General features: G+C 67.8%; 20 protein-coding genes. 10 read left to right on the forward strand and 10 right to left on the reverse strand.

What is annotated here, in order from left to right; all coding sequences use genetic code 11:
* Positions 1-59: 59 nt before the first annotated feature.
* Both QRN16_RS16000 and QRN16_RS16005 read right to left on the reverse strand, forming a co-directional pair.
* Complete coding sequence (locus QRN16_RS16000) at positions 60-1,643, reverse strand: alpha/beta hydrolase (protein ID WP_285188182.1); 1,584 nt, start codon at positions 1,641-1,643, stop codon at positions 60-62.
* 21 nt (positions 1,644-1,664) lie between these two features.
* Positions 1,665-2,306 carry a hypothetical protein gene (locus tag QRN16_RS16005; protein WP_222650173.1) on the reverse strand — a complete coding sequence of 214 codons (642 nt, stop codon included), beginning with the start codon at positions 2,304-2,306 and terminating at the stop codon, positions 1,665-1,667.
* Positions 2,307-2,513: 207 nt separating this feature from the next.
* Between QRN16_RS16005 and QRN16_RS16010 the strand changes: the two genes are divergently transcribed.
* Both QRN16_RS16010 and QRN16_RS16015 read left to right on the forward strand, forming a co-directional pair.
* A complete protein-coding gene (locus QRN16_RS16010; protein WP_222650174.1) occupies positions 2,514-3,131 on the forward strand; it encodes a TetR/AcrR family transcriptional regulator in 618 nt (205 codons plus the stop codon).
* A 209-nt stretch (positions 3,132-3,340) separates the two neighbouring features.
* Positions 3,341-4,021 (forward strand): haloacid dehalogenase type II, encoded by a 681-nt coding sequence (locus tag QRN16_RS16015; protein ID WP_285188190.1) that lies wholly within the window; start codon positions 3,341-3,343, stop codon positions 4,019-4,021.
* A gap of 119 nt (positions 4,022-4,140) precedes the next feature.
* Here QRN16_RS16015 and QRN16_RS16020 read toward each other — a convergent pair whose 3' ends face one another.
* The gene (locus QRN16_RS16020; RefSeq protein ID WP_285188192.1) at positions 4,141-4,815 is read right to left on the reverse strand and encodes a VOC family protein; all 675 of its coding nucleotides are present in this window, start codon (positions 4,813-4,815) and stop codon (positions 4,141-4,143) included.
* A 212-nt stretch (positions 4,816-5,027) separates the two neighbouring features.
* Between QRN16_RS16020 and QRN16_RS16025 the strand changes: the two genes are divergently transcribed.
* A complete protein-coding gene (locus tag QRN16_RS16025; RefSeq protein ID WP_285188195.1) occupies positions 5,028-5,591 on the forward strand; it encodes a P-loop NTPase family protein in 564 nt (187 codons plus the stop codon).
* Between the two features lie 134 nt (positions 5,592-5,725).
* Here QRN16_RS16025 and QRN16_RS16030 read toward each other — a convergent pair whose 3' ends face one another.
* Positions 5,726-6,652, reverse strand: a complete 927-nt coding sequence (locus QRN16_RS16030; RefSeq protein WP_285188197.1) for an aldo/keto reductase — start codon at positions 6,650-6,652, stop codon at positions 5,726-5,728.
* A gap of 234 nt (positions 6,653-6,886) precedes the next feature.
* Here QRN16_RS16030 and QRN16_RS16035 point away from each other — a divergent pair, with 234 nt between their 5' ends.
* Together QRN16_RS16035 and QRN16_RS16040 are read left to right on the forward strand one after the other, a co-directional pair.
* On the forward strand, positions 6,887-7,816 hold the full coding sequence (locus QRN16_RS16035) for a glycoside hydrolase family 43 protein (protein WP_285188992.1): 930 nt from the start codon (positions 6,887-6,889) through the stop codon (positions 7,814-7,816).
* A 24-nt stretch (positions 7,817-7,840) separates the two neighbouring features.
* Positions 7,841-8,257, forward strand: a complete 417-nt coding sequence (locus tag QRN16_RS16040; RefSeq protein ID WP_285188199.1) for a hypothetical protein — start codon at positions 7,841-7,843, stop codon at positions 8,255-8,257.
* 22 nt (positions 8,258-8,279) lie between these two features.
* Here QRN16_RS16040 and QRN16_RS16045 read toward each other — a convergent pair whose 3' ends face one another.
* Entirely contained in the window at positions 8,280-8,618 is a 339-nt protein-coding gene (locus QRN16_RS16045; protein ID WP_027504050.1) for a DUF8129 domain-containing protein, read from the reverse strand.
* Between the two features lie 46 nt (positions 8,619-8,664).
* Positions 8,665-9,939: a serine/threonine-protein kinase gene (locus tag QRN16_RS16050; protein ID WP_285188201.1), complete on the reverse strand. Its 1,275-nt coding sequence runs from the start codon at positions 9,937-9,939 to the stop codon at positions 8,665-8,667.
* 158 nt (positions 9,940-10,097) lie between these two features.
* On the opposite strand from QRN16_RS16050, the gene QRN16_RS16055 reads away from it, so the two are divergent.
* Positions 10,098-11,312, forward strand: coding sequence for an EAL domain-containing protein (locus tag QRN16_RS16055; protein ID WP_285188203.1), 1,215 nt, complete (start codon positions 10,098-10,100; stop codon positions 11,310-11,312).
* A gap of 12 nt (positions 11,313-11,324) precedes the next feature.
* Here QRN16_RS16055 and QRN16_RS16060 read toward each other — a convergent pair whose 3' ends face one another.
* Genes QRN16_RS16060 through QRN16_RS16070 form a run of 3 tightly spaced genes read right to left on the reverse strand, consistent with a single transcriptional unit; the run spans position 11,325 to position 14,694 of the window.
* Positions 11,325-12,917, reverse strand: a complete 1,593-nt coding sequence (locus tag QRN16_RS16060) for an ABC-F family ATP-binding cassette domain-containing protein (RefSeq protein WP_027504048.1) — start codon at positions 12,915-12,917, stop codon at positions 11,325-11,327.
* Positions 12,918-12,947: 30 nt separating this feature from the next.
* Entirely contained in the window at positions 12,948-13,946 is a 999-nt protein-coding gene (locus tag QRN16_RS16065) for an NADP-dependent oxidoreductase (protein WP_285188206.1), read from the reverse strand.
* Between the two features lie 34 nt (positions 13,947-13,980).
* Positions 13,981-14,694: an SDR family oxidoreductase gene (locus tag QRN16_RS16070; RefSeq protein WP_285188208.1), complete on the reverse strand. Its 714-nt coding sequence runs from the start codon at positions 14,692-14,694 to the stop codon at positions 13,981-13,983.
* Positions 14,695-14,850: 156 nt separating this feature from the next.
* Here QRN16_RS16070 and QRN16_RS16075 point away from each other — a divergent pair, with 156 nt between their 5' ends.
* Positions 14,851-15,084, forward strand: a complete 234-nt coding sequence (locus QRN16_RS16075; RefSeq protein WP_155956902.1) for a hypothetical protein — start codon at positions 14,851-14,853, stop codon at positions 15,082-15,084.
* 10 nt (positions 15,085-15,094) lie between these two features.
* Here the strand turns inward: QRN16_RS16075 and QRN16_RS16080 are convergent, their stop codons facing one another.
* Positions 15,095-15,991, reverse strand: a complete 897-nt coding sequence (locus QRN16_RS16080; protein ID WP_056447149.1) for an alpha/beta hydrolase fold domain-containing protein — start codon at positions 15,989-15,991, stop codon at positions 15,095-15,097.
* A gap of 58 nt (positions 15,992-16,049) precedes the next feature.
* Between QRN16_RS16080 and QRN16_RS16085 the strand changes: the two genes are divergently transcribed.
* The 3 genes from QRN16_RS16085 to QRN16_RS16095 are packed head-to-tail and all read left to right on the forward strand — an operon-like array spanning position 16,050 to position 19,113.
* Positions 16,050-16,898, forward strand: a complete 849-nt coding sequence (locus tag QRN16_RS16085; RefSeq protein ID WP_285188213.1) for an SDR family oxidoreductase — start codon at positions 16,050-16,052, stop codon at positions 16,896-16,898.
* Between the two features lie 48 nt (positions 16,899-16,946).
* Positions 16,947-17,531, forward strand: a complete 585-nt coding sequence (locus tag QRN16_RS16090; RefSeq protein ID WP_285188215.1) for a TetR/AcrR family transcriptional regulator — start codon at positions 16,947-16,949, stop codon at positions 17,529-17,531.
* A 40-nt stretch (positions 17,532-17,571) separates the two neighbouring features.
* Positions 17,572-19,113, forward strand: coding sequence for an AMP-binding protein (locus QRN16_RS16095; RefSeq protein WP_285188217.1), 1,542 nt, complete (start codon positions 17,572-17,574; stop codon positions 19,111-19,113).
* The last annotated feature ends 70 nt before the right edge of the window (positions 19,114-19,183 follow it).

Here is a 19,183-nt window from a genome sequence, read left to right on the forward strand (position 1 = left end):
TGGGCAATGGAAGTGCCCGAAGCGCATGACACGAAGCCGCGGCACGCGTTTCCGAAGAGTCAGATGGCGCAGCCTGTGCCGTCATCCGGCAGCTCGAGGTCTATCAGGTAGTCGGCGATCACGCCGTCGACACAGGCATTGGCGGAGATGATCGTCCCGTGCTGGTTTCCGTCGACCGTGAGCAACCGCGCACCGAGGGTCTCGGCCAGGCTGATGCCGCCTTCGTGAGGCGTCACGGGGTCCCCGGTGGCCGAGACCACCAGCACTTCAGGGAGTCCGTCGATATCGGTGGCGTAGGGGTATCCGAGTGTGGGCTCGGCCGGCCAGAACTCGCAACCGTCCTGCGCAGGGGGTGCCGTTCCGGGATCGAGGAACGGCACCGCCTCGTTGAGATCGTGGCCGAGCCCGGTCATTTCTTCTTCGGTGAACCGTTCTTCGTCGAGGCAGTTGATGGCGAAGAGTGCTTCGAACGAATTTGTGTACTCCCCTTTGTCGGATCGGCCGTAGTACCCGTCACGGATCGCGAGGAGAGCGTCGGGTCGTCCGGCTTTCAGCTCCGTCAGCCCCGCGATGATGGCGGGCCAGCCGGCTTCGGAGTACAGGCCGGAGACAATTCCCTCACCGGCGGCGAGGAAGCCCACCTCTCGTCCGTCACTGGCCACCAGCGGCTCCTCCTCGAGGGGCTGGAGGAGGTTCTGCACCACCGCGGTCGCCTGCGCCGGATCTGTTCCGAGCGGGCACGCGTTCTGTGTCACGCAGAAGTCGGCGAGACGCTGGAAAGAAGCCTGCAGTCCCTCGCTGAGCTGGATCCTGCGGTCCGCGGTGTCCATGAGGGGATCCACCGCGCCGTCGAGAACGAGAGCACGGACATTCTCGGGAAACATCTCGGCGTACACCGAACCGAGTCGGGTGCCGTAGCTGACTCCCGCATAGGTGAGCTTGTCGTCGCCGAGTGCGGAGCGGAGCACATCCATGTCGCGAGCGACGTCCCGTGTTCCGAGGTGGGCGAGTATCTCGTCGCTTCCGGAGCCGTCGGCGCACTTGTCGACGATGGCCCGCGCGGATTCTTCGGTCCATTCGCCGAGTGCCGACAGGGGTGCGTCGGCGTCGCGCTCCTCATCGGAGTAGCAGTCGATAGCCGGGTTGCTGAGACCGACTCCTCGCGGATCGAAGCCGACGATGTCGAAGCGCTCGGGGATGGGGCCTCCCGTCCACAGGGCATTCACGAGCGGGGCGAGCGTGGTCCCCGCCGCTCCGGGACCGCCAGGGTTCAGCAGGACAGAGCCGATCGGGTTTTCGCCGGTAGCGGAAATGCGCGAGACGGCGATCTCGATGGTCTCGCCGTCGAGGTCCTCGTAATCCATCGGCACGGTGAGCATCGCGCATTCTGTCTTTTTTGCCGCCTCGACGACCTGGGGAACCGGCGGCTGGGAGTCCACGATGCCGGCGTCGCATGCTCCGAACTCGAGCGACTGCTCCATGAACCGGTCGAGGCCACCGCCGTTCGCGCTGTCGTCGTTCGGCGCCGCGCCGGAGCATCCGGCGATCAGGAGCACTGAGGCAGCAGCCGCGGCCATCGTCGGCTTCGGCCATCGTCGTCGCTCGTATTTCCGTCGGATGATGGTCGGAATCATCTGAGGCATGGTGAGTTTCCCTTCGTGGGTTCAGCTGGCGAGTTCGTCGATCCAGCTCGATCGCATCCGTAGAGCTCGTTCCGTGCTGCCGAGGACAGCGGCGAGTCCGATGATCAGATTGACGTGGAGCGGTAGTCGGACGGGTGAGGTGAAGGTGCCGATCGAATCGGCGATGGGGGGAATGAGAGAGAGGGATGCGATGATCTGCGGCACCTCCACGCAGAGGCCGCCGATGACGAGCACGATCGAGATGAGACCGATGACGCGACTGGGACCCGGATGCCGGTGGTGCAGCCTGGCGCGACGCCCCTCTGCGGATGCGGGATCGGGAGACAACAACTGCTCGGTGCCGTCGTCGCGCACGTAATGGCAGCGCTTCAGTCCGAACCCTGTGGCCGCGACCTCGATGTGTCCACCGGGGACGGGGAAGCGGGTCGGCATCTTCGCGTAGGACTGCAATGCGCCGTCGACGTAGAGGCGAGCGCGTACCTCACCGTCCTTCGCGTCGCCCATGTGTCGAACGTCGATGGCGTAGGTCGACGTCGTGCCGTCGGGCGCGGACAGCCTGATCGTGCGGAGCGATCTGCCGAACATCTGCCACCAGCGGTAGCGGCGGAGCGGTTCACCCGATCCGGCTCGAATGCGCCGGTAGCGCCACTGTCTGATTCCCATCTGCTCAGTCCCCGATCCAACTAGTACAGCGTGATAGCTTGCCAAGAAACTAGCACACTGTGATGGAGGACGTCGTCGTCAAGATGGAGTGTCGGAAACGAGCGCCGTGCGGCTGCCATGGCGGGTCGATTGGTACGCTGTGACAGCGGTTCGTGAGATCACGCGCCAGCTCGGGGCCGGGGGGAGTCGAACACCATGGATGATCGCGTGAGCGAGCCCAGCACCAGGGATCGCATTCTGATCGCAGCCGCGACGATGGTGTCCGAGGATCCGGGCACCCGGCTCAGTGTCCGAGCGGTCGCCGCGCGAGCCGGGGTCAGTACCGGATCTCTGCGCCACTTCTTCCCGAACCAGCGAGTGCTGATGGACGAAGTCGCCGCGGCTGTCACCGGGCTGGTGGCGAACAGAAACGCCATCGACGATGCCGCTGTGCCTGCCGAGACGCGCCTACTGGCCTGTATGCAGCAGGTGTTGTCGGCCACAGGGACCGGTGAGCAAGCCCGCGACACGTGGCGACGGACGTTGGGAACGTATCTCGCCTCGGAGCTCGACGCCAACGTCATCGACACGTACCTCGCTTTCAGCGCGGCCGGACTCCGGCACATAGAACACTGGCTGGACGTCCTCGACGAAGAAGGTGCACTGCCGCCGGGCGACAACACCCAGCGCGCCGCCTATCTCAACGTGATACTGGACGGGCTGTCCGTGGCACGAGCCCTCCCGACCGATGCTGCTCGCATTCGCTCGGAAACGGACGTTCTGCAGCACGCCATTTCGATGCTCTTTCAGGACGCTGTACCGATGCCGAAGGGCGACTCGGACTGACTTCGACGATGAGCGCGAGGTGATTGCCGGGATGGCATACGCCCTCCCGATCCGACACCGAGGATGCGGCAACCGACGAGGCGTGTGGACTGGGTGATCCCATGTCCAGGAAGCACTTCCACGACGCTGCGCGGTCGGAGAGCCTCACCGAGACGTCGGCGCACTGGTGAAGCGGGTTGGTGTCTCGGTGCGTCGGGTACGCCGGTGGCATGGCAGAACCCGTTGCTCCTGATGTCGTCGTGTTCGATGTGGTCGGCACACTCGCCGATCTCGACATCGTCCGCGACAGGTTCATCTCGGTGGCGCCGCCGTCGTCGTCGTTCGACGGATGGTTCGCGCACCTGTTGCGTGACGGCATGGCGCTGACCCTGTCCGGTGCGTACGAGCCGTTCGCCGTCGTGGCATCGTCCGCTCTGCGGGCGTACACCCGTGGGTTCGTCTCCGACGCCGACATCGAGCACGTCGTCGGAGGGTTCGCCGAGACGACACCGCACCCGGACGTCGTCGCGGCACTCGACGCCGCTGTCGCCAGTGGTGCGCGAGTGTTCACCCTGTCCAACGGAAGCGCGGACTCGACAGCAGGGTTCCTCGACCGGGCGGGTGTGTCCCATCGGGTCGAACGAGTGCTCAGCATCGACGACGTCCGCGCGTGGAAGCCGGCAGCGGCGCCGTACGAGCTGGCGGTGTCGAGCGCCGGAGTCACCGCGGACCGGTGCGCGATGGTGGCGGTGCACTCCTGGGATCTTCAGGGCGCAGGACGCGCGGGAATGCGCACCGGATGGTGCCGCCGCGAGGAGAAGGTGCCCAGTGCCGCCTTCGGCGAGGCCGACGTCTCGTCGCAGACGCTCGACGGTGTGGTGCGCGCACTGTTCGACTCGACCGTCGAGTGACGAGTCCGCGGATCACCGATCGCGGCGCCGACACTCGCGCCGACGAATCCGGTGCACTGAACCGCGTACAGCGCGGACTACTGCACCGGATCCCACCGCCTCATCGAGCGCAGCGCTCGTCACGGCTCGAACCACACCAACGTGGTGATGCAGAAGGGATGTCCGGCCGGATCGAGGAGAACAGCCCACCGAGAATCGACCTGCGGTTCGGACTGTCGCGCACCACAGGTTTCTGCGTACCGCACCGCACCGGCCAGATCGTTGCCCGCGTCGATGTCTAGATGCACCACGGCGGTTCCGGGCCACTCGGGCGGTGTGTACTTCTCGACCTTCTGTGCCACCAGGACGAGCCCCTCACCGGTGCGCATCCCGCACGCCTGTTCGTCGCGCCAGAGTCGACGACCACCGAGAAGGGCCAGATAGAACCGAACGAGTTCTTCCGGATCCGCACAATCCAGGGAGATGCCCGCGGTGCGTAACGGCCCGCTCGTCGTCGGGGTGGGTGCCTCAGCGCGCGCTCGCTCCACGACATATCGCCGTTCGATGCCCGCCGTCCGTCTTCCCCACTCACTCGACGAGACTCGGTCCTGATGTCGCGCGAAGGCGTCGTCGTCGGTGAAGTACTCGTCCACCAGCCACACGAGGGGATCACCGCTCTGGTGGACGTCGAAGGACACGCAGCCGGGTTCGGCCCGCGTCAGCTCGACATGGCGGGGCAGGCATTCCGACACGACGGCCAGCTCTGCATCGTCCCGACAGACCAGCTGACCGCTGAGGTGGACGTGCGGGCTCATGCGTGGCTCCTCGTCGACGTGCCGATGAAGGGTGTACGACGACCATCCTCTCCTGCGGGCGCTGGAATCCCGGTGTTCGCGCACCCATCCTTGCGAGCCGCACGCGTGTTGCTCGGCGTGGTTGCGTGCGAGGGCCGAGAAACAGTGCGGGTACCCAGCCCGCGGGTCACCGGGCGGCGCGGTCCACGGGCTCGAACCCCTACAGTCGACAGGTGCTCGAACCCCGCGACCACCTCGACCCGCCACCGCGACGCATCCTGATCGGGGCGCCGGCGGGTGCCGGGAAGACCACGCTGGCGCGAGAGATCGAGAACCGCACGGGTCTGCCGCACACCGAGATCGATGCGCTCTTCCACGGACCGGGGTGGACTGTGCGACCGCGCTTCCACGCCGAAGTCGACGCGTTCACGGCCCGCGAGCGGTGGGTGACCGAATGGCAGTACACGACGCAACTGGGCCCGCTGCTGCCGGAGCGCGCCGACACTCTGGTGTGGCTCGACCTTCCCGTTCACGTGCACATGGTGCGGCTCGTCCGTCGTACGCTGCATCGCCGCCGACATCGAGTTCCGTTGTGGAACGGCAACATCGAGCCGCCGCTGCGGACGATCCTCACCGACCCGGAACATATCGTCCGGTGGGGCTGGAAAGGCAGAAAGAAGATGCGCGGGCGCGTGGTCGACGCAGTGAGTGTGTACCCGCATCTTCGAGTCGTCCGATTGCGATCGAGCCGCGAGGCGATGCTCTGGGTGCGGGGTCTGCCGAGAGCTCAGGTCTGACCCGTCGGCACCGAGCGACTCACCCGCACCGCCCGGACCTTCCCGCACCCCTCGTCGCGTTCCGCACGCGTGTTGCTCGGCGAGGTCGCGTGCGGGAACCGAGGAAGGGTGCGGGCGAACATGGTTCACCGGTGTCAGGGCAGCGTGTGCCCCGCAGCGCGGAAGAGGCGGTACCACTGCTCCCGGCTCAGAACCACGTCCGAGCCGGCGGCAGCTTCCCGCACGCGGCCGGGATTGGTGGTTCCGAGCACCACCTGAATGTTCGCCGGGTGCCGGGTGATCCACGCGGTGGCGATCGCGGTGGGCGTGGTGCCGAATTCGGAGGCGAGCTCGCGGAGCGCATCGTCCAGTTCTGGGTAGTTCTCGCGATCCCCGAGGAAGACGCCGTCCGACGTTCCCTTCTGGAACGGTGACCACGCCTGCAGAGTGATGCCGTTCAGTCGCGCGTGGTCGAGCAACCCGTTGTCGCGGTCGACCGACTGCTCGAGTCCGGCGATGTTCGCCGCGAGACCGGCAGCCACGAGCGGTGCATGCGTGATGCTCAGCTGGACCTGGTTCACGATCAGGGGCTGTCGCACCTCGGTCTTCAGCACCTCGATCTGTCCGGGAGTGTGGTTGGAGACGCCGAAGTGTCGTACCTTGCCCGCCGCGTGCAGCGTGTCGAAGGCAGCCGCGACTTCGGCCGGCTCCACGAGGGTGTCCGGCCGATGCAGCAACAGGACGTCGAGGTGATCGGTGCGCAAGGCGGCGAGAGACTCGTCGACGGTGGTCAGGATGTGCTCGGACGAGAAGTCGTAGAAGCCTTCTCGGATGCCCACCTTGCTCTGGATGACGACGTCGTCTCGATCCGACGCGAACGTCACTGCGTCACCGAACCTGCGCTCGCAGGCGTGACGCTCGCTGCCGTAGATGTCCGCGTGGTCGAAGACCGACACCCCCGCATCGCGCGCGGTGCCGACGAGGGTTCGGATCTCCTCGTCGCTCAGCGTCTCGATGCGCATGAGGCCGAGCACGATGCTGGACGCGCGGAGATCGGTGCCGGGGAGCTCGTAGGTCTTCATCTGCACCTGACTACCCGCCGCGAACCGCCCGGCGCAACCGCATCGTCAGATGCGCCCGCCCGGCATCGCGCCACCGGGACCCGCGACGGCCCGCGTCTTCGGTAGCGGCGTTTCCTGTGAACGACCTGCGTAACAATCCCGCACCGATGTGACTGCTGGTGCAGATGAGACAGATGGGACTGGGAGACTGCATCGGTGACGACCCTCCGACGCAGGCGACTGTCCGGCCTACCGATGGTGCTTCTCGCCGTGGCGAGCCTGCTCGTCGCCGCCCCGGCGAGCAGTGCTGCCGCTCCGGCGGGGTGGATCTACACGATGGTCGCGTTCAGCAATGCCAGCGACCGTGACCTCGACGTGTATCGGTCGTCGGACGGGACCACGTTCACGCCGGAGCGTACGTCCGCGTTCCGACCGCCGTCGGGACTGATGCGGGACCCCAGCATCTTTCGCCACATCGACGGGTCGTACCGCCTCACCTACACGACGGCCGACGGTGCGAACATCGGCTTCGCTCGCAGCCCGGACCGGGTGAACTGGACGTTCACAGGTACCCAGCCGGTGCCGTTCTGTTGCGCGTTCATGCCCGGCACCGGAGACGGCAAGGGCCCACGCATCCCGTTCTTCTCCGAGTCGGCAGGCTTCGCCGACGGCCCGTCGCTGTCGCCGTTCGTCACCAAGGCCTGGGCTCCGGAATGGTTCGTCGACGGCGACAGGGTGCACGTCGTCCTGTCGTTGTCGACCGGTGGCGGCTTCGTGCCGTACCTGATGACGGCACTCGACGACTCTCTGAGTTCGTGGAGCATTCCGGTGCCACTCGACGGGATCGGAGCCGACCACATCGACACGACGATCGTGAAGGTCGGATCCACGTACCACGCGTTCACCAAGAACGAGACGAAGAAGTTCGTCGAGCATGCCGTCGCGCCGACCGTGCTCGGGCCCTACCGCTTCGTCGCCCCCGGCGCGTGGGGTTCCATGGTCGAGGGTCCGGCTCTGGTCCAGCTGCCGAACGACGTGTGGCGCATCTACCTCGATGCCTACATCGACGGGAAGTACCTGTACTCCGACAGCACGGACGGTCTCGCCACATGGTCCCCGGTGCAGGAGCTGCCCGGGGTGTCCGGAACCGCGCGGCACTTCGGTGTGATGCGAGAACCCGCGTGATCCGCACCGGACGTCGCTGACGACGTGGGACGAGTCGTCGCCGCGGGACTCACCGGTGTCCTGCTCGGTCTGCTGCCCGGGCTGCTGTGGATCGTGTCCGCCTTCGTCGGTCTGCCGCCCGACGCGTCCGTGGCGTTCCCCGTGGACGGGTTGCTCATCCTCTTCGTGGGGAGCGTCGCGGCGGCATACGTTCTCGCGCTGCTCGCCGTGTTCCTGACGCTGAGGCTGACCTCCGATCCTCTGGTCCGGCGCACGACGACGGCGGTGGCAGTGGCGCTTCCCCTCGGCGCGGTGGTCGCGACGGCGGCCGCACTGGGAGCAGGCCTGCTGTTCTCCTTCGACGCGTCCGTGACCATGTGGTCCGCCCTGACGATCGTCGTCGTGCTCGTCCTCGCGAGCACCTTCGCCGGCGCACGACGCTGGGCGCACACCGACCGGTGAACGCCGCGCGGACCCAGCGTCGTCAGGGCTTGCCGCGTGCCGGGGTCTGGTACGCGACGCCGTGCCGGAGCGGCGTGTGGTCGGTGGGGGAGTGCTCCGGACCGACGTTCGACTGCCGCGGGGTGTCCGACACCTCGGGAGCGGCGGACGGGTCCCCTCCGGAGGGTTCGGCTCCGGCGCGCAGTTCGCCGAGACGAGCAGTGAGAATCTGAAGCACCTGAGGGCGGTTCGCCGCATCGCGCTCGTGAGCGATCAGCCGCTCCATCTGATCCTGATCGAGCGATCGGCAACGGTGCTGAATGGTCCCCACCGTGAGCTGGTCGTAGTCGGGTAGTGGTGTGGTCGCGTCGTCTGCAGTCATGGGTGCGGCCTACCCGAGCTGTCACGCCACAAACGAGGGTGATCAGTCAGCGATTGCCATTACCGTTCCCGGAGTTACCGTTGCCGTTCCCGGGATTGCCGTTGCCCGAGTTGCCGTTCCCGGAATTGCCGTTGCCAGAGTTGCCGTTCCCGGAGTTGCCGTTGCCGGGTGCTGCGGGTTGCGGAACGACGGGTGCGGGAGCGACCGTCGTCGTCTCGACGACTGGTGGCGCGACCTCCGGGACCGTCTCGGGAACCGGGACAGGGGTGGCCGTCGGCTCCGACGTCGTCTCGACCACCACGGACGTGCTCGGCAGCGGCGGCTCCGTCGTCGGTTCACCGTCCGACCCCGCTCCGCGGATCGCGAGCACCGTGACGAGCGCCGCGCAGATTCCCAGCGCGGCGAGTACCCACGGCACGGCGGATCGACGGCCCGACACGACGGCGGCCGGCGTCGCCACCGGGGTCGCGAGGACCGCGGTGTCGGTGTCCTCGGTGAGGGTGTGCAGCCGGTGAGCCACGTCGGCGGCGGTCGGGCGCGCCGTCGGCGTCCGGGAGGTCATGTCGGTCAGCAGCGACACCCACGTAGGCCCGAGTTCGACGGGGATCACCGGTTCGCGATGCAGACGGGCTATCGCGGCGGCGATCGCGCTGCCCTCGAACACCATTCGTCCCGTGAGGCACTCGGTCAGGACAAGGCCCAGCGAGTAGACGTCGGAGGCCGGCCCCGTCGCCTCGCCGGTCGCCTGCTCCGGGCTGAGGTAGTGCGCCGTCCCGACGGCGGTGCCGTGCTCGGTCATCGGGTCGGAGTCGACGATGCGCGCGATACCGAAGTCGGTGAGCTTCGCTCGCAGTCCCGCGTCGTCGTCGCGGGTGATCAGGATGTTGGCAGGCTTGACGTCGCGGTGGACGATGCCCGACGCGTGGATGTGTGCCAGTGCCTGCGCCACCTGGTGGCCGATCTGCCGGACCACCTCGGGCGGCAGGGCGCCGCCCGCGCGGAATGTGGACAGCGTGGTGCCGTCCACGAACTCCATCACCAGGTAGGGCCCGTCGTAGCCGGCGACGTCGGACTCGCAGCCGGCGTCGTGGAGCGTGACCAGGCCGGGGTGGGTCAGCGACGCGAGGGTGCGCATCTCGCTGTCGATGCGTCGACGGTCGTGCGGCGTGTGGTCGTCGCTGCGGAACAACTTCACCGCCACGGCCCGGCCCAGCGTCCGATCGGTCGCCCGGAACACGTCCGAGACGCCACCGCGGCCCAGGACAGGTCCGAGGAGGTAGCGACCGGCGACGATGCGGGGTGCGGCCACCTGCTCAGCCATTCATCGCACCTGTCGACCGGTTCACCATGGGCATTGATCCTAGGGCGGGTCGGCCATTGGTCACGCAGAGCCGCGATGTCCGACTCGAACGGAACTCGAGGCACACTGTGTGGCCGGGTGGGGACGTCGGAGCAGTTGTGGATCGGAAAGGGCATGTGGTGGACGCACCCCCTCTTCTTCCCGGACCGATCGACACCGTCTATCAGCCCATCGTCGATCTGAGGAATCGCTCGATCGTCGGCTACGAGGCTTTGACCAGGCCGGCGTCCGGCGGCTCACCCGAGGACTTGTTCGCCGAGGCCGAGCGCCGGGGTGTGACCGCCGAGTTCGATTGGCTCTGCCGCGTGTCCGCAGTGCGCGGCGCAGCGGAAGCGGGACTCCCGAGTGAACTGGCGTTGTTCGTGAACTCCGAACCCGCCGCCCTGGACGCCCCACCGCCGGATTTCGCACGCGATGCGCTCGTGGACGCCGCCGACCAGTCCATCGTCGTGGAGATCACCGAGCGTGACCTGATGGCGGATCCGGCCGGAATACTGCGTGCGGTCGCGCACGCCCGAGACCTGGGGTGGCGTATCGCCGTCGACGACGTGGGGGCGGACTCGTCGAGCCTCGCGCTGCTGGCGTTGCTGCGACCGGACGTCGTCAAGCTGGAGATGCGCCTGGTCCAGCAACCTTCCACGCCGGAGACGATCGCGCTCCTCGCCGCGGTGGCCGCGGAGACCGCGCGAACGGGCTCCGTCGTCGTCGCCGAGGGAATCGAGAATGCTGCGCACGAGGCCCGCGCCCTCGAGCTCGGTGCCTCGTGGGGGCAGGGCTGGTACTTCGGCGCACCCGGCCCGCTACCGCGTTTCGACGCCGTGCCGCGTCGACCGCATCCAGGGCTGGCCGGCCCCGCTGTGACGGTGCGTGCCCCGGTGGCCGTGACACCCTTCGGGCTCACTCACGGCCGCGGGTCCGCGGTGCGGACCACCCCGGCCGCGCTGGCCGACCTGGAGGCGGATCTGCTCCGTCGTGCCCTGGAGTGTGGGCCGACATCGTTGGTGCTCGTCACGGTCCCGGAGCCGGAGACGATGATCGGGACTCGGCGGCAGCTGCTCGATCAGCTGTCCGAGCGAAGTGCTCTGACCGTGCTGTTCACCGCGGGAGACGCGCGATCGATGGCCGGCCACCATCGAATCGTCGTGATCGGACAGAGCGAGCCGCTGGCGAGAGAACACTCGATCGTGGTGGTGGACCCGGAATTCGCCGCGGCGCTGACCGCGGTGCCGTGCACCGCGGACGGGGAGCCGTGTGTGGAGTATCGACTCACCCGCGACCGTGATCAGGTGCTCGACGCGGCCACGCTGCTTCTGCACCGGGTGCCGCCGCGCTGAGCGAACCCCGGGCTACATCTGCACGCCGGCGATCTTCTGCACTCCGCCCCGGCCGTCGAAGGCGAGTTGGCGGAAGGCCACCTTCTCGATGAAGAAGCGGTCGTGGCTCACCACCACGACGGCCCCGGGGAACGCCGTCAGCGCTCGCTCGAGGACGTGCGCGCTCGGGAGGTCGAGATGGTTCGTCGGCTCGTCCAGCACGATGACGCCGGCTCCGAACAGGAGACACTGGGCCAACGCGACGCGTGCCTGTTGACCTCCGGACAGCGTTCCGATGCGCTGCTTCTGTTCGGCCTCGGAGAACTGCAGCAGAGCGAGGAAGCGTGCCACGTCCTTCCGGGTCGCGGTCAGTGCCAGACTGTCCGGCATCGCGTTGACCGCGTGCGTGACGGTGTCGTCCGGATCGAGGTTCGCGAGCACCGTGTTGTAGTGAATGAACGCGGGCGCCTTGACCTTCCACTTCACCGTTCCGGAGTCGGCGGGTGCGAGCCCGGTCAGCACGTCGAGGAGCGTGGACTTCCCGCAGCCGTTGGGGCCGGTGATCGCGATGCGGTCGCCCCGATGGATCTCGAAGGAGAGATCCGCGAACAGTGGATCGCCGCCGTGCCCCTTCGTGACGCCGTCGACGACGCAGAGGTCGTCGTGCACGTGCAGTCCGCTGTAGATCGACGTGATGATCTGATCGACCGGTCGAGGGGTCTTGCTCTTCTTGATCGACGCCAGTCGCCGCTTCAGCACGCCGCTCGGATTCTTCGCGGCTTCCTTCCGGTCGGTGATCGCGTCCTGCTCGTAGGCCAGGAGTTGCTGCTCGGTGCTGAACTCCTTCTCGAGGTTCTTCAGTCGGAACTGCTTCTGCTGCACGTACTCCGAGTAGCTCCCGTCGTAGGTGTGCAACCGGTTGTTCTCGATCTCGACGATGGTGGTCACCACCTGCTCGAGAAAATGGCGATCGTGGGAGACGAGGAGCAGTGCGCCGCGGAAGTCACGGAGCCACCGCTCCAGCCACGTGATCCCGGCTACGTCGAGGAAGTTTGTGGGCTCGTCCAGAAGGAGGACGTCGGGCGATTCCAGGACGATGCGGGCCAGCGCGGCTCGGTTGCGCCATCCACCGGACAGCTTGTCCACCGGCAGTTCTCGACGCTCGGCGTCGAAACCCAGCATCGACAGGGCGGTGTCGATCTGCTGGTGGTACGTCCATCCACCGCCGACCTCCATCTGCTCGAGCAGCTCGGCCTGGCGGTCGACGAGGCGGTACATCTCCTTCTCGTCGATGTCGCCTCCGAGCGCCGTCTCGACCTCGGCCAGTTCGGTCTCCACCGCCCTGATGTCCCCGAAGAGCGACTCGAGCTCGGCGGTGATGCTGCGATCGCCGTCGAGCTCGGAGAACTGGGAGAAGTAGCCGATCCGAGCACCCTCGGTGACGTCCACCGTGCCGGAGTCCGGCGCGACGCGACCCAGGAGCAGCTGCAGGAGCGTGGTCTTGCCCGACCCGTTACGGCCGGTGAGGCCCACCCTGTCTCCGTCGGAGAGACGGAAGAACACCTCGCGGAGAACGACTTTCTGCTCGTACCCGGCGGTGACGTCGTTCATGCGAATCCAGCTCATCGCGACGACGCTACCGGGAGCCGCCGTCGGTCAGGCGACGGGAAGGGTGGCCACGATCTTTCCACGGTTCCCGCCGGCGGACATCGTCGACAGCGCCTCGGGGATCTCGTCGAAGGTGATGGTGCGGCCGACGACGGGACGGAGCGCCCCGTTCTCGATCAGGGCGGCGATCTCCCGTAGCTGACCGCCGTCCGCGTGCATGAACAGGAATTCGTACGACACATCGGCTTTCGCCGCCTGTCGACGAATCTTCCGGCTGATCACCGCGATGGCCGTGCGGACGACGATGTTCAGGCCTGCGTCGGAGGCGAAGGCGGGGTCCGGCGGGCCGGTGATCCCGATGGCCTTGCCACCTCGCTTCAGCACGCGGAGCGAGGTCTCGAGTGTCTCACCGCCGACGCTGTCGAGCACGAGGTCGACGCCGGACAGGGTGTCGAGATCGTCGGTGTGGTAGTCGATCACGACGTCGGCGCCCAGTGCCCGCAGGAAGTCGGCGTTGCGGGCACTGGCCGTGGTCACCACGGTCGCTCCCAGATGTTTCGCAAGCTGGACGGCGATGGTGCCCACACCACCGGCCCCCGCATGGATCAGCACCGTCTGACCTGCCTGCAGGCCGCCTCGCTCGACCAACGCCTGCCACGCGGTGAGCGCGACGAGGGGCAGCGACCCGGCCTCGGCCATGCTGATGCCGGCCGGTTTCGGTGCCACGTCGGACTCGGGAACGGCGATGCGCTCGGCGAAGGTGCCGATCTGATCGGTCGGTGGCCGCGACCAGACCTCGTCCCGCGGTGCGAAGGACCGCACAGCTGAGCCGACTGCGAGAACGGTGCCGGCGACGTCGTGACCGAGTGTGCGGGGAAGGGTGTACGGAAGTATCTGCGTGAACTCGCCGAGACGGATCTTCTCGTCGAGCACGTTGAGACCGGCCGCCTCCACTCTGATCAGGACGTCGTGATCACCGACGATCGGCTCCGGAACATCCCGTTCGACGAGAGGGTGCTTGTAGCGGGTGAGAACGAGTGCGCGCATCGTGAGCCTCCTGAGTTCTCTTCGGCCGGTCGAATCAGACTGTGGTGGGGCGGGATCCGGGGTACAGGGCGTCGAGTGGTCCGGCCAGTGCGGCCTTGGTGCCGACGGTCAGCTCGTCGGCGAGCACCTCCGTCTCACCTGCCTCGACTCCGTCCAGAACGGCCGCGACGAGCTGCTCGGTCGTCAACTTCGGCCCGTCGGCGCCCGCCGCCATCGCGGTGTCGACGTACCCCATGTGCACACCGGTGACGAGCACGCCGTGGGGCGCCAGTTCGAGACGCAGGGAATTGGTGGCCGCCCAGAGGGCCGCCTTGGACGCGCTGTACGCGCCACCGAAGTGGTACCAGCTGGCGACCGAGTGCACGTCGATCAGCACGCCCGCGCCGTGAGCTTTCAGTGCCGGCGCGAAAGCTCGCGCCACGAGCAGGGGACCGAAGAAGTTCACCTCCATGGTGGCGCGGATGTCGGCGACCTCGACGTCGAGCAGGCTGGCGCCGGGCGGAAGTGCGCCCGCGTTGTTGATCAGCACCGTGACGTCCGCGGCCTGCGCGGCGGCGGCCTCGACGGACGCGGGGTCGGTCACGTCCAGGGTGACGGGAACGATGCGGTCGTCGTCCCAGTCGCGCGGCGTCCGGGCGCTGGCGTACACCTTGGCGGCGCCGCGGGCGAGGGCGTCGTGGACGAACTGCGTACCGATGCCACCGTTGGCTCCGGTGACGAGGACGACGGATCCGGCGAGAGCGGTCATGACGAGCTCGATTCTGTGACGGGTTTATATGACTGTACTCAGAACCGAGCACGGTCATGTTTTGTTCCGCGCTGCTGCACCGTCGTCGTTCCCGCGTGACGAGACTCGCACCCCCCTCGGGGGTAGTCCGCGCCCGGTGCGGGGTACACCCCGCTGGTGACGAGACGAGTGACGTTCAAGCGATCCGTCGCGCAGGCGATGGCCTTGTTCGCGGTGCTGGGCCTGTTCTGGGCGCTCGTCGGTGCACGCCTCGACCAGGATCATCCGTTGCGCACCATGGTCGTGGTCGGCTGCAGTGTGATCGGCGCCGGGTGGTTGTTGCTCGCCGTGGTCGTCGTCGTTCGTCTCCGGCGTCTCCGCGCGCGTCGTGATGCGGTGAGCGACACCTGACGCAGCGACGTCAGGGCGCGGTCGTGAGATCGCGTATCAGGGCGTCGACGATGCTGCGCCGCGCGCTCGCCCCCTCGGGTGTGGGAAGCAGGGGGTAGACGTGGATCGCCCCGGGACACTCGGTGCTGCGGATGTCGACGCCCGCTGCGCGCGCCTCGTCCACGAACGCCCGGACGTCGGGCAGGAACAGATCTCTATCCCCGATCAGGACGTGAACGGGCGGTAGTCCGCGCGTGGGCCCGCGCAGTGGACTGACCACGGGATCGTCGAGGTCTCGACCGTTCGACCACGTCCGCGCCAGATGTCGCAGGCCGACGCTCGACAACCACGGGTCGCGCGCCTCGACATCGGGGATCGCCGGGTTCGTCAGCGCGAGATCGAGCCACGGGGAGATCAGGCAGAGATGAGACCCCGGTCTGCCGGCTGCCGCGAGCCGTTGCGCGAGCCCGAGGGCGAGGGTGCCGCCGGCGGAATCGCCCATGATCGCGGTGTGGTCGATCCCGTGCTCGGACACCATCCGTTCGTGGACCGACGTCAGGAGGGGGTAGGCGTCGTCCACGGTGTGATCCGGAGCCAGACCGTAGTGCGGTACCGCGACAGCGAGCCCCGCCTCGGTGAGCTGATCGACGAGCGACCAGTGCTGAGCGGCGATCTCGCTGACGAACGCTCCGCCGTGGAGATGCAGGACGCCGCCGACGCAGGGTCGGTCGCGCGGACGCACCACGTCGACGGGCCGTCCCGCGACCTCGAACCGCTCGATGTCGTGCCGTCCCGCCATGCGCGCCGGCGGAGTCGGAGAGTCCTTCGGCCGCCGCATCCGGCGGTCGGCACGAGCCTCGGACGCCATCGTCCGCTTCGCCGTCGCCCGCATGTACAGCGCCACCGCGCGCATCTGCCACGTCGCCATGAAAAAGTCTCCTGGTCGGTGATCGTCCGGCGGCCATCGTGTCACGAGAGGAAAGCCCGTGAACGTCATCCGAACTCCCGTCGCGGTCACCGGATCGACCGGCGCACTCGGCGGCGCCGTCGCCGCGTCGCTCGCCGCCGCGGGCGCGTCGCAGCGTCTGCTGGTGCGGAACGCCGGTCGCGCGCCGTCACACCCGGGTGCCGACGTCGCGCAGTGTTCCTACTCGGACGCGACCGCCGCGGTGCAGGCACTCGCCGGGATCGAGGTCCTGTTCATGGTCTCGGCCTCCGAGAGCGCCGATCGTGTCGCCCAGCAGAGGACGTTCGTCGACTCGGCCGTCGCCGCCGGCGTGCGCCACATCGTCTACACGTCGTTCGTCGGCGCCGCGCCGGACGCCGTCTTCACCCTGGCCCGAGATCACCACGCCACGGAGAGTCACATCCGGTCCACGGGTATCGGGTTCACGTTCCTCCGGGACAACTTCTACCTCGACGTCATGGAGCACTTCGTGGGGGAGGACGGTGTTCTGCGCGGACCGGCGGGGGAGGGGCGTGCCGCGCTCGTCGCCCGCGTCGACGTAGCGCGCACCGCTGCGGCGGTGCTGAGCGACCCGGCCCGTCACCTCGGCCGGACCTACGATCTGACCGGGCCCGAGGCGCTGTCGATGACGGAGGTGGCCGCCACACTGTCCGATGTCCGGGGAGTCGACGTGCGGTTCCACGATGAGACGGTGGCGGAGGCCTACGAGTCGAGGGCACGGTGGGCGGCACCCGCCTGGCAGAACGACGCGTGGGTGTCGACCTACACGGCCATCGCCTCGGGAGTTCTCGCCGACGTCTCGGGTGACGTGGAGGAGATCACCGGACGCCGACCGCTCTCGTTCCGGGAGTTTCTCACCGTCGGCTGAGCACGAGCACGGTCGGTATAGTGCACTGCATAGAACGAGAGGAATCCCATGCCCAGGCAGAGCACCGCCCGTACCGACATGTTGCGCAGCGCGGCGCTGCTGTTCCGGGAGAAGGGTGTCGAGGCCACCTCGGTGGCCGACGTCATCGAGCATGCCCATGCGCCGCGCGGGTCGATCTACCACCACTTTCCCGGAGGGCGCCCGCAGCTCGTCGAGGAAGCGACACGGGGCGCGGGTGACTTCATGGGATCGATGATCTCGGCGGGTCTCGCGTCGCGGGGACCCGAGCACACCATGGCCTCCATCGTCGGGTCGTTCCGTGACCAACTCGTCGCGACGGATCACGTCGCGGGGTGTCCCGTCGGTGCGGCGGCCGTCGAGGGGCCCAACACCCCGGGTGCCCGTGACGCGGCAGGTGCGGCCTTCAAGTCGTGGGAGAAGATCATCGCGGACTCTCTGTGCGAGCGCGGTGTCGCTCGTGACGACGCGGAACGCGGTGCGACCCTTGCCCTGTCGGCCATCGAGGGCGCCCTCCTCATGTGCAAGGCGCAACGGAGCACGCGGCCGCTCGACGTCGTCGAGGAGTGGCTCGTCGGCATGATGGCCGACCTGCTGAGCACCGCCTCTCGGTGAACTGCGCCGCACGGCGCGGAGCCTTGTTAGTGTCGGTCGAATGTTCGTCCCGTTCAGTGTCACCGACTTCCTCGACCGCGCCGCCGCCGTGTACGGAGACCGGGTCGGGTTCGTCGACGAGCCCGATCAGCCCGCTCCGAGCCTCGGATCGCCGACCTATGCCGAGATGGCGGACCTCGCCCGACGGCAGGCCGCGAAACTCGACGATCTGAGTATCGAGCGTGGCGATCGAGTGGCGATCGTCAGCCACAACGCGGGCCGTCTGCTCACGTCGTTCTACGGAATCAGTGGCTGGGGCCGCGTCATCGTTCCCGTCAATTTTCGACTCCGGCCGGACGAGGTGCGGTACATCGTCGAGGACTCCGGTGCGCGCGTGCTCTACATCGATCCGGAGCTGAAGGACTCGCTCGGCGACGTCGAGTGCGAACACGTCGTCGTTCTCGGTGACGACCAGAATCTGTACGCTCCGCCGGGATCCACTCCGGCACCGTGGGATCCGGACGAGAACGCGACCGCTGCCATCAATTACACGTCGGGGACCACGGCTCGCCCCAAGGGCGTCCAGATCACGCACCGCAACATCTGGGTCAACGCGGTCACCTTCGGCATGCACGTCGGCGTCAGCGATCGCGACGTCTACCTCCACACCCTGCCCATGTTCCACGCGAACGGCTGGGGACAGCCGTTCGCGATGACGGGAGTCGGTGCGCAGCACATCGTCCTGCGCAAGGTCGACGGCGCCGAGATCCTGCGCCGCGTGCGCGATCACGGCGTGACGGTGATGTGTGCGGCCCCCGCCGTCGCGGCAGCCGTGCTCGATGCCGCGCAGTCGTGGGAGGGCGAGATCCCCGGCCGGGATCGGGTGCGCATCATCATGGCCGGTGCGCCGCCACCGACGAAGACCGTTGCGCGCGTGGAGCGAGAACTGGGGTGGGAGTTCATCCAGATCTACGGGCTCACCGAGACGTCCCCTCTGCTGACCGTCAACCGCACTCGCCAGGAGTGGGACGATCTGGAACCCGAGGAGCGTGCCGCGAAGCTCACTCGGGCCGGCGCCCCCGCACTGGGTGTCCGACTCGACGTCGACCCGACCGGCGAGGTGTTGGCGCGATCCAACGTCGTCATGGAGGGCTACTGGGGGCGGCCCGAGGAGAGCGCCAGAACGTTGGACGGCGGCTGGTTCCACACCGGTGACGGCGGCCTCATCGGCGACGACGGCTATCTCACCATCGCCGACCGCAAGAAGGACGTGATCATCACCGGCGGCGAGAACGTCTCGTCCATCGAGGTCGAGGACTGCCTCTTCTCCCATCCCTCGGTGAGCGAGGTCGCCGTCATCGGGGTGCCGAGCGAGAAGTGGGGCGAGACGATCAAGGCCCTGGTGGTGCTCGCGCCGGACGTGGACGCCGGCCCGGAGACGGAGGTCGACCTCATCGCGTGGTGCAAGCAGCGACTGGCCGGGTACAAGGCGCCGACCACCGTGGAGTTCCGGGACGAGCTGGCGCGCACGGCCACCGGCAAGCTGCAGAAGTTCAAGTTACGCACGCCCTACTGGGACGGGCTGGACCGCAAGGTCAACTGACTCGCCGGAGCCGATCTCTCAGGGAGGCTGTTTACACTCGGGGACTCGACCACTCTCCGACTCTCCGACG

The organism is Rhodococcus sp. MEB041 (assembly GCF_030208955.1).
Taxonomy (GTDB): Bacteria; Actinomycetota; Actinomycetes; order Mycobacteriales; family Mycobacteriaceae; genus Rhodococcoides.